The organism is Pseudomonas sp., from assembly GCF_026224925.1.
In the GTDB taxonomy this organism is placed as follows: domain Bacteria; phylum Pseudomonadota; class Gammaproteobacteria; order Pseudomonadales; family Pseudomonadaceae; genus Aquipseudomonas.
In genome coordinates, this window is record NZ_JAMFRV010000001.1 from 1 (window position 1) to 9,961 (window position 9,961).

7 protein-coding genes and 2 pseudogenes are annotated in these 9,961 nt (G+C 58.9%); 7 read left to right on the forward strand and 2 right to left on the reverse strand.

Features of this window, described 5'->3' with window-relative positions; translation table 11 throughout:
• Window positions 1-273 precede the first annotated feature (273 nt).
• Genes M0974_RS00005 through M0974_RS00020 form a run of 4 tightly spaced genes read left to right on the forward strand, consistent with a single transcriptional unit; the run spans window position 274 to window position 5,427 of the window.
• Window positions 274-750: a formate dehydrogenase subunit gamma gene (locus M0974_RS00005; protein WP_297830937.1), complete on the forward strand. Its 477-nt coding sequence runs from the start codon at window positions 274-276 to the stop codon at window positions 748-750.
• Window positions 747-2,309 carry an NADH-quinone oxidoreductase subunit NuoF gene (locus M0974_RS00010; protein WP_297830940.1) on the forward strand — a complete coding sequence of 521 codons (1,563 nt, stop codon included), beginning with the start codon at window positions 747-749 and terminating at the stop codon, window positions 2,307-2,309. The genes M0974_RS00005 and M0974_RS00010 overlap by 4 nt, the downstream gene beginning before the upstream one ends.
• On the forward strand, window positions 2,306-5,209 hold the full coding sequence (gene fdhF, locus M0974_RS00015) for a formate dehydrogenase subunit alpha (protein WP_297830943.1): 2,904 nt from the start codon (window positions 2,306-2,308) through the stop codon (window positions 5,207-5,209). Before M0974_RS00010 ends, fdhF begins: the two co-directional genes overlap by 4 nt.
• Window positions 5,206-5,427 carry a formate dehydrogenase subunit delta gene (locus tag M0974_RS00020; RefSeq protein ID WP_297830947.1) on the forward strand — a complete coding sequence of 74 codons (222 nt, stop codon included), beginning with the start codon at window positions 5,206-5,208 and terminating at the stop codon, window positions 5,425-5,427. Before fdhF ends, M0974_RS00020 begins: the two co-directional genes overlap by 4 nt.
• 112 nt (window positions 5,428-5,539) lie before the next feature.
• On the opposite strand, the gene M0974_RS00025 is transcribed toward M0974_RS00020, so the two are convergent.
• Together M0974_RS00025 and M0974_RS00030 are read right to left on the reverse strand one after the other, a co-directional pair.
• Window positions 5,540-6,871: a hypothetical protein gene (locus M0974_RS00025; protein WP_297830950.1), complete on the reverse strand. Its 1,332-nt coding sequence runs from the start codon at window positions 6,869-6,871 to the stop codon at window positions 5,540-5,542.
• Window positions 6,872-7,101: 230 nt separating this feature from the next.
• Window positions 7,102-7,206, reverse strand: a pseudogene (locus M0974_RS00030) (TetR/AcrR family transcriptional regulator); the annotation flags it as partial.
• A gap of 1,027 nt (window positions 7,207-8,233) precedes the next feature.
• Here M0974_RS00030 and M0974_RS00035 point away from each other — a divergent pair.
• The 3 genes and pseudogenes from M0974_RS00035 to M0974_RS00045 all read left to right on the forward strand — a co-directional run.
• A complete protein-coding gene (locus M0974_RS00035) occupies window positions 8,234-8,950 on the forward strand; it encodes an MSHA biogenesis protein MshI (RefSeq protein ID WP_297830953.1) in 717 nt (238 codons plus the stop codon).
• Window positions 8,950-9,558 (forward strand): PilN domain-containing protein, encoded by a 609-nt coding sequence (locus tag M0974_RS00040; protein WP_297830956.1) that lies wholly within the window; start codon window positions 8,950-8,952, stop codon window positions 9,556-9,558. The genes M0974_RS00035 and M0974_RS00040 overlap by 1 nt, the downstream gene beginning before the upstream one ends.
• Window positions 9,555-9,961 (forward strand): annotated as a pseudogene (locus M0974_RS00045) (MSHA biogenesis protein MshJ); the annotation flags it as partial. The gene M0974_RS00040 and the pseudogene M0974_RS00045, both read left to right, overlap by 4 nt.

Below are 9,961 nucleotides of genomic sequence, written 5' to 3' on the forward strand. Positions count from 1 at the left end.
CGTCCCACCCTCCCCTAGACCCACCCCATGGTCGTAGAAAGAACCAAACACGTCGCTTTGGTGTAGATGAATCGCATCCGACGTGGCAAGCTGTTTTTTATCCCTATAAAAGGTGCGGCAAAGATCGTACCGGGGTCCAACAAGATGCCCCTAAGGGTGCCTGGCCACCGGCCTGAAATACCACGATACCGTGACGTGGTATGAGTGCCGCAGCCGACACTTTCGGACAACTGACAACCGCCTGGTTTGCCCGTGACCGTGAGGAATTGCTGTATGCCTGATGATATGTTTCACCTGCCTATGGTCACCAGCCTGCTGGAGCGCCACAAGGGCTCCCCCGGCGCACTGTTGCCCATCCTTCATGAGATTCAGGAGGGCCTCGGTTACATCCCCGATGCCACCATCCCCAAGATTGCTCACGCCCTCAACCAGAGTCAGGCGGAGATTCGCGGGGTAATCAGCTTCTACCATGACTTCCGCACCGCGCCTCCGGCCCGGCATATCCTGCGTCTGTGCCGGGCCGAGTCCTGCAAGAGCCGCGGCGCCGAGCAGCTCGCAGCGCAGTTGCGCGAACGCCTGCAATTGGATGACCACGGCAGCAGCGCCGACGGCAGCATCAGTCTGCGTCCGGTGTATTGTCTGGGAGCCTGCGCTTGCTCGCCAGCCCTGGAGCTGGATGGCCAAGTGCATGCGCGGCTCAGCGCCGAAAGCCTGGATGCCCTGCTCGATGCTTGCCAGGAGGACGCATGATGCCGTGCCTCTATTTGCCCAGTGATTCCCTTGCCCGTGCCGTGGGTGCCGATGAGGTGGCCGTGGCCCTTGCCACTCAGGCCCGGGAGCGCAATCTACCGCTGGAGCTGCAACGCACCAGCTCGCGCGGCCTGTACTGGCTGGAACCCCTGCTGGAAGTGGACAGCCCGCAAGGCCGTATCGGCTTCGGCCCGCTGACCGCCGCCGATGTGCCGTCCCTGCTCGATGCGCTGCAAGGCGAGCCATCCGCCCATCCCCTGGCCTTGGGCCTGGTGGAGGAGTTGCCTTATCTAAAGACTCAACAACGCCTGCTGTTCGCCCGCGCCGGCATTACCCGGCCGCTGTCCCTGGAGGATTATCGGGCCCACGGCGGCTTCGAGGGCTTGACCCGAGCCATCGCCCTGGGCGGTGAGCAGACCGCGACTGCCGTGTTCGACTCTGGTCTGCGTGGTCGTGGCGGCGCGGCCTTCCCGGCCGGGATCAAATGGCGCACGGTGCGTGGCACCCAGGCTGCGCAGAAATACATTGTGTGCAACGCCGACGAAGGCGACTCCGGCACCTTCGCCGATCGCATGTTGATGGAAGGCGACCCCTTCCTGCTGATCGAAGGCATGGCCATTGCCGGCATCACTGTCGGGGCCAACTACGGCTACATTTATGTGCGCTCGGAATATCCACAGGCCGTGACCACACTGCGCGAAGCGTTGGAAATCGCCCGGTCAGCCGGTTACCTCGGCGCCAATGTCGGCGGCAGCGGCCTGGCCTTCGATATGGAAGTACGAGTCGGTGCCGGCGCTTACATCTGCGGTGAAGAAACCGCGCTGCTGGACTCTCTCGAAGGCAAGCGCGGGATCGTCCGCGCCAAGCCACCGATCCCCGCCTTGCAGGGTCTGTTCGGCCTGCCGACCCTGGTGCACAACGTGCTGACCCTGGCCTCGGTGCCGCTGATTCTGGCCAAGGGCGCGCAGTTCTATCGCGATTACGGCATGGGCCGCTCCCTGGGCACCATGCCCTTCCAACTGGCGGGCAATGTTCGTCATGGCGGCCTGGTGGAACGGGCCTTTGGCCTGACCCTGCGCGAACTGGTGGAAGGCTACGGCGGTGGTACAGCCAGTGGCCGGCCGCTGAAGGCCGCCCAAGTTGGCGGTCCCCTTGGCGCTTGGGTGCCACCCGCACAATTCGACACTCCGCTGGATTACGAAGCTTTCGCCGCCATGGGCGCGATGCTCGGTCACGGTGGCGTGGTGGTGGCTGATGACAGCTTGGACATGGCCCACATGGCGCGCTTCGCCATGCAGTTCTGTGCCGAGGAATCCTGTGGCAAATGCACCCCATGCCGCATCGGCTCGACCCGGGGCGTGGAGGTGATCGACCGCCTGCTGGCCGCGCCGGACCAGAATGGTCGTGATGAGCAGGCGATCATCCTCAGGGACCTGTGCGACACCATGCAATACGGTTCGCTGTGCGCGTTGGGCGGCATGACCTCCTATCCGGTGGCCAGCGCCCTCAAGTACTTCCCCGCCGACTTCGGTCTGCAGCCCTCGGAGGCCGACCAATGATCACCCTCTTCGACCCGAAAACAGATATCGACCTCAACACTATTGACCTTGGCACCCCGGCCCGCGACAGCCTGGTGCAAGTCACCGTAAACATCGACGGCCGCAGCATCAGCGTGCCTGAAGGGACTTCGGTGATGCGCGCCGCCGCACTGCTGGGCACCACCATCCCTAAACTGTGTGCCACCGACAGCCTGGAAGCCTTTGGTTCCTGCCGCATGTGCCTAGTCGAAATCGACGGAATGCGCGGCTACCCGGCGTCCTGCACCACGCCGGTGAGCGAAGGCATGAGCGTGCATACCCAGACGCCGAAGCTCGCGACCCTGCGCCGCAACGTCATGGAGCTGTACATCTCCGATCACCCACTGGACTGCCTGACCTGCTCGGCCAACGGCAACTGCGAGCTGCAAACCGTAGCCGGCCAGGTCGGCCTGCGGGAAGTGCGTTACGGCTATGAAGGCGACAGCCACCTGGCCGATCAGAAGGACACCTCCAACCCCTACTTCGACTACGACCCGAGCAAGTGCATCGTCTGCAACCGCTGCGTACGCGCCTGCGAAGAAACCCAGGGCACCTTTGCCCTGACCATTACCGGGCGCGGTTTCGAATCCCGGGTTGCGGCCGCCGGTGGCGAGAACTTCCTCGACTCGGAATGCGTGTCCTGCGGCGCCTGTGTACAAGCCTGCCCCACCGCGACCCTGATGGAAAAAAGCGTGGTCGAACTGGGCCAACCCGAACGCGCCGTGATCACCACCTGTGCCTATTGCGGCGTGGGCTGCTCGTTCCGCGCGGAGATGAAAGGCGACAAGTTGGTACGCATGGTTCCAGACAAGAACGGCCACGCCAACCACGGCCACTCCTGCGTCAAAGGACGCTTTGCCTGGGGCTACGCCACCCACCCGGATCGCATCACCAAGCCGATGATCCGCAAGCACATCAATGATCCTTGGCAGGAAGTCAGCTGGGATGAAGCGGTGACCTACGCCGCCAGCGAATTTCGCCGACTGCAGCAAAAATATGGTCGCGACTCTATTGGTGGCATCACCTCCAGCCGCTGCACCAACGAAGAAACCTACCTGGTGCAAAAACTGGTACGCGCCGCCTTTGGCAATAACAACGTCGACACCTGTGCACGGGTCTGCCACTCACCTACCGGCTATGGCCTGAAACAAACCCTGGGCGAGTCCGCCGGCACCCAGAGTTTCGACTCGGTGATGCAGGCCGACGTGATCCTGGTGATGGGCGCCAACCCCAGCGACGCCCACCCAGTGTTCGCCTCACAGCTCAAACGCCGCCTGCGGGAAGGCGCGCGACTGATCGTCATCGACCCGCGACGCATTGACTTGGTGGACTCGGTGCATGCCCGCGCAGAACTGCATTTGGCGCTGCGCCCAGGCACCAACGTCGCCATGCTCAACGCCCTGGCCCACGTCATCGTCACCGAAGGCCTGCTCGACCAGGCCTTTATCGACGCCCGCTGTGAGGGCAGCGATTTCGCCCGCTGGAGCGAGTTCGTCAGCCGTGCGGAAAACTCGCCGGAAGTCCTTGGCGCCATCTGTGGCGTAGCCGCTGCCGACATCCGTGCCGCCGCCCGTCTGTACGCTACCGGCGGCAACGCGGCGATCTACTATGGCTTGGGCATCACCGAGCACAGCCAAGGCAGCACCGCGGTCATGGGCATTGCCAACTTGGCGATGGTCACTGGCAACATCGGCCGCGAAGGCGTGGGCGTAAACCCGCTGCGTGGGCAGAACAACGTTCAGGGCGCCTGCGACATGGGCTCCTTCCCCCACGAACTGCCCGGCTACCGGCACATCTCCAACGAAGTAGTACGCGCGCAGTTCGAACAGGCCTGGAACGTCACCCTGCAACCGGACCCGGGGCTGCGCATTCCTAACATGTTCGAGGCAGCCTTGGGCGGCAGCTTTAAAGGCCTGTATTGCCAAGGCGAAGACATCGCCCAGAGCGACCCCAATACCCAGCACGTGACCGCGGCTCTGTCGGCCATGGAATGCGTGGTGGTGCAGGACATTTTCCTCAACGAAACCGCCAAGTTCGCCCACGTGTTCCTGCCGGGCAGCTCGTTCCTGGAAAAAGACGGTACCTTCACCAACGCCGAGCGGCGCATCTCCCGAGTGCGCAAGGTGATGGAGCCGCTGGGCGGCAAGGCCGACTGGGAAGGCACTGTGGCCCTGGCCAACGCCCTGGGTTATCCCATGCACTACAAGCACCCGTCAGAAATCATGGATGAAATCGCCAGCCTGACGCCGACCTTCACCAACGTCAGCTATACCGAACTGGATCGCCACGGTAGCCTGCAATGGCCGTGCAATGCCGAGGCACCGGACGGCACGCCGACCATGCACATCGACGAATTCGTGCGCGGCAAAGGGCGCTTTATGCTCACCGGCTACGTGCCCACCGAGGAAAAGGTCAACAACCGCTATCCCCTTCTGCTGACCACCGGGCGCATCCTCAGCCAGTACAACGTCGGCGCCCAGACCCGGCGTACCGACAACGTCGCCTGGCACGACGAAGACCGCCTGGAAATCCACCCGACCGATGCCGAGAGCCGTGGCATCAACGAAGGTGACTGGGTCGGTATCGGCAGCCGCGCCGGGCAGACCGTACTGCGTGCGCGGGTCACCGAACGGGTAGCCCCAGGCGTGGTGTACACCACCTTCCACTTCCCTGAATCGGGGGCCAACGTGATCACCACCGACAACTCCGACTGGGCCACCAACTGTCCGGAGTACAAGGTCACTGCCGTGGAGGTCAGCCGCGTCTATCACCCTTCCGAGTGGCAAAAACGCTACCAGGAATTCAGTGATAAACAACAAAGCCTGCTCGACGAACGTCGCCAGGCACGCACCGCCGGAACAAAACCCGAGGTACGCCAATGAGCACTGCCAACCTGATCAAAATGGCCAACCAAATCGCCCAGTACTTCGCTGGCGAACCGGACCAGGAACAGGCCGTACTCAGCGTGCGTAATCATCTGAAGATGTTTTGGACGCCGGGCATGCGCAAGGAGTTGCTAGCCTGGCAGACGGCGCATCAGGGGGCGGACATGCACCCACTGGCGCAGGCGGCGGTAAGTGGGGCGGGCTGGGAGGCTTAGCTTCACACAATCTATTGGGATTGCCCCTTGGCCTAGTGAGACAGGCTAAGGGGCAATAGCCTGTAGAAACGCAGTTGAAAGAAGACACCGCCTCCTCCAACAGTGAATCCAATCAGACCATGCGCGCGATGGCATCCTCTGCAGCTTGATCGCGCACAGCCGGTGACGCGACTACCGCATGTGCTGGTTCACGCTCCTCTTCAGTCAGTAGGTGCGTGCGAAGCTCCGCGACATCAGCCGAGTCAACGCCATCGCCGCCACGAATCTTAGTCATGAGGGCATCTACTTTTGCTGCGATAGGCGGTGTGAGAACGCCTGCTGCAACCCAAGCGGCAAACACCACCGCGTACGCTGACGCCGCAGTGGCATTGCCAGCGCTTAATACAGCTGTTGATGACCAGCCTTTTTCAGTGGCAGAAGCCGAAGCCAACGAGCGCAGTTTTTCGGCGGCTGCGATGCCTCCACCCAATACACCAAACTCTGCGACCAAACCTTTGGGGGTAAATAACGCCTGGAGCGATTTAGTAAGGTCCTGCAGAGCATCCATTGGGACTAGGGACATTCGCTTGCCACCATTCAGAATCGCTTTTCCCGGGGTGTAGTTTTGCAGCTCGGTATACTTTTCTTTCCAATCGTTTTGACGGGAAAGCAAGTATTCAAAGCCTGTTCGATGCTTATGGCCATCGATAACCCCTTGGGAAAGTTGCATGAAGGCTCCAGCAAGCGGCGCTCCTGCACCACTGGAAACTGTGCCCACATGAGCAGCCGCCGCCGGGCCGGCGGTTTTGTTCACCAATGCCTGAATGCCTGACATCAGTACCGTTCGACCGGTAAACGTTTGAACCGTACCCGCGCCCTCGCCAATTTTTTCCAGCATAGAGGCATCTGTTTTCTTGGCAGCTTCGGCCATTACCGGGTCTAGCTCATGATCCTTTGCGGTCGCGAATCGCGTATTGCTGGTGGCGCGACTTAACAAATTGACGCCGATAGTATTAAAGGCGACGAAGATCACGCCGTTAATCATGTTTTGCACACCAGGATCACTGATTCGGCCGCCCGCGCTGCCAATCCCGGGTACAAGCCCTGTGACAACTCCCGCAGCGCCGAAGGATGCCGAGTTGACTGCGCCGACGCCAAAATCGAAGAATTTGTTCCAACTTTCGCCTTTGTCCCTAAGCGCGAGTACGTCCGCCCGGCTTTGACCCATATTGGCCAGCTCGTCACTGCGGTTGTCCATCAGAGCGTCGAACCTTTCACGATTACCCGCAGTGATATGCGGGCTAAACATAGAACCCAAGGTCTCTCGGATCTCGCCCCTGTTCCGCTCCCGGATGGCTGCTGCACGCTGTACCGGCCCGGCTTGGCCAGTGGCGGTGAGTTCATGACCCGGTTGAACGGTGATGCCGGGCCTACTGCTCGGAGGCAGCGATGACGTTGGTTGCATTTTTGAAGCCCTCTGTGAGGAGCAAAAAATGGCGTATGACCATTTGTGAATAGGTGTATGGCGGGAACAGCTACATCGGTTCCCAATTTCAGGTTCCGCTCCGACGGACCGTCGTTATTAAGAATTGGCAAGTCGTAAAAGACACCACCATTGAATGCTTTAATCCTGAAGCGGAAAGTTGCCTGAACGCCAAGGCTCTAAGCCCGGCGTCGGCCCGCAAGACTGCACCGCTACGCCGGAAGAGGACCCGCCACCCGATAGCTTTCGATTAATGCATCAAACAGCGCGATATCGGAGCGGCTCCTCGCCAATAGCTGAGCGCCGGCGACCGCAGCCATATGGGCATCCAATCAGCACTCCCAGCTCGATCAGTCCATGGCCTCCGTCGTCACGATGACCGATATCGTTTATTTGAGGTAAACGAGGTCACGCGAGCAAGGCGACATGGTGGTGTATGTCGGGAAACGCCGAAAATGCCCTCAAGCAAAAGGAAAATCTCCAGGTGAGGCACATCAAATTGATTAAGTAACCGCTCCATGAATTACGACTCGCTTTTGTTAAGAACAGCGCTGCTTATATCTTGAGAAATTTCGACCTAAAATAAATTAATTTGCCCCGCGTCGTTTAGGAGCAACACCAAACCGCAGGGGCACAGGAGGCTGTCTAGCTTAATTAATTAATCCTCTGACCTGGCTAATGTAGACCTCTGGTTTTTTCCTAAAAACATATAGTTACACCGCTAGCAAATCCCACACCCACCTACGAACAATCGCCAGAAAATTAGTGGTAATTTTTACGACAGCGTTTAAAACAGGCCCCATTCAAACGTTTGTTTTAAAATAAACAACCGGTTTATTCTTAATCCTCGCATCGCCTATCAAGTGTTTATACTTTAGTCTCAGATAAAATTTTTTATCCTTATATTTCAATACATTATAAATTATTACCTCACCCATATAGATTTAAAAATCCACAATATGCATCCGAATGAATGTACATATAATTCATAGGTATGCGGCCTTTTACCATCACTCTTCCTGTCGCGTTCCTGACCGTACATCCATCAAATAAGCTTGTTCTTCAATCCGTGGTATCGTCACGATATCGCAGTCCTTGCGTTCGATGTGGTACTGGCGCACCTCGCCAGATAACGAGTAAGAAGTCATGTGGTTTACGAAGTCTAAAACCACTGCAAGCGGAGTTGTGGGCGTTGAAATTAGCCCGACCGGTATTGCTGTAGCCCATATTTTACAACGCACCAACGAAACACCGCGCTTACTTCATTGTCATTTTCGCGAGTCGTCCCCAAAGCTACATCACTCTGTATTGAAAAGTCTGGTCGACGAATTAGGCTTAAATGGCTTGTCCGTTAATCTGGTGCTGCACCCTGCTGCGTACCAGATGCTGCTGGTAGAAAGCCCTGACGTTCCCGCTGAAGACTTGGGTGATGCCATGAGATGGCGCATCAAGGACCTCATCAAAGAGCCCCTTGAAGATGTCGTCGTGGACGCTTTTGCCTTGCCCGCTGATGCCTATCGTGGCCGCTCGCAGATGGCGTATTGCGCCGTGGTGAATAAAACGCGGCTGCAGGAGTGGTGTGACCTGATCAAGCAGGCGAATCTCAAGCTTGAGAGTGTAGATGTCACTGAAATGGCGCTGCGCAATCTTGGATTGCTGGCCGGGGCTCAGAACCTGAACATTGCAGTCTTGCGCCTGCGCTCCAGCGGTGGCCTGATCTGCGTGCAGCATGGCGCCGACTTGTACATGGCACGCGTTATCGAGCACGGTATCGAACAGGCTGGACCGGACTTTTCTGCAGCCACGCTGGAGATTCAACGGTCACTCGATTATTTCGAAAGCCAACTGGGCAAAGGGCCTATAAACCGCTTGCTGCTGCTGCCGATGAAGCGCGATGGCATCGATGCGCTGCAGGCGCTGGAAAACCGCCTGACCGTTCAATTGCAAGCGCTGGATTTGCGCGAGCTATTTGACGGGCAACCAGCTGCTCAACTGGATGAACAGACACAGGCTTCCTGCATGGCGGCAGTTGGCGCCGCCCTGCGCAAGGCTGCTGCGTAATGCAAAACATTAACCTCTACAAAGCGGATGCAAAAGTCGCTCGCCGCCCTCGCACGGTGGAATTCGCCTGCGGCTTGGCACTGCTCGTTTTGCTGTGCCTCAGCCACGCTGCCTGGCAAGGCTGGCGCCTGCATGTGGGCGCGGCACGGTTGGCCCAAGCGCAAAGCCGGGAACAGCAGCAGGTACGCCAACTGGAAGAAGCAAAGGCTTCCTTCGTGCAACCTGTATTGGACCCCCAACTGCCGCTGCGGCTGGCCGACCTGGATGAGCAAAACCATGCCCTGGAGCGCTTGATCGACTATTTGAAAGTCGTGGCAGCCCAACAGCGTGTTGGTTTCGTTGCGCCGCTGTCAGCGCTGGCTGAACAGCACCCGCCCAGCGGTTTATGGCTAGACACTATTTCGTTGCGTGAAGGCGGTACCCAAATGCGCTTGCAGGGGCTCAGTCAGACCCCGCAAATGCTGCCGGAGTACCTGTCACTGCTGGGGCAGAACGCAGCCTTCAAAGGGCGTGAGTTTGCGCGTTTCGATATGCAACGCTCAAATGATGATCAGCTCTTCCATTTCGACCTGTCCTCACGGGTTACCGATCCAAAGGACAGCCCATGAACACCGCCAAATGGTTGACCCGCTGGCAAGTCCTTTCCGCGCGAGAGCAATGGCTGGCATACGGTGCCGGCCTGGCGTTGTGCGCCATGCTGTATGTTTTGGTGCTGGGCAGTTCCCTCACGATAGCCGGGATCAAACAAACCACTGACTACCAGGCGACCGACGCCCGAGGCCTTGAGGCCGGGGCGGCGCTGGCCAAACTACACGCCGCACTCGAAGCCGACCCGAATATTCCGTACAACCGCGCGTTACTGTTGGGCTCCACCACCAGCGCACATTTGTTGGAGCAGATCGATCACAACACGAGCGAATTGATCTCTCCAGATAAAATGCGCGGCGTGCTCAGGGACTTGCTCAAAGCCCAGCCAGGCCTGCAACTGTTGAGCATGGAGAGCTTCAGCAC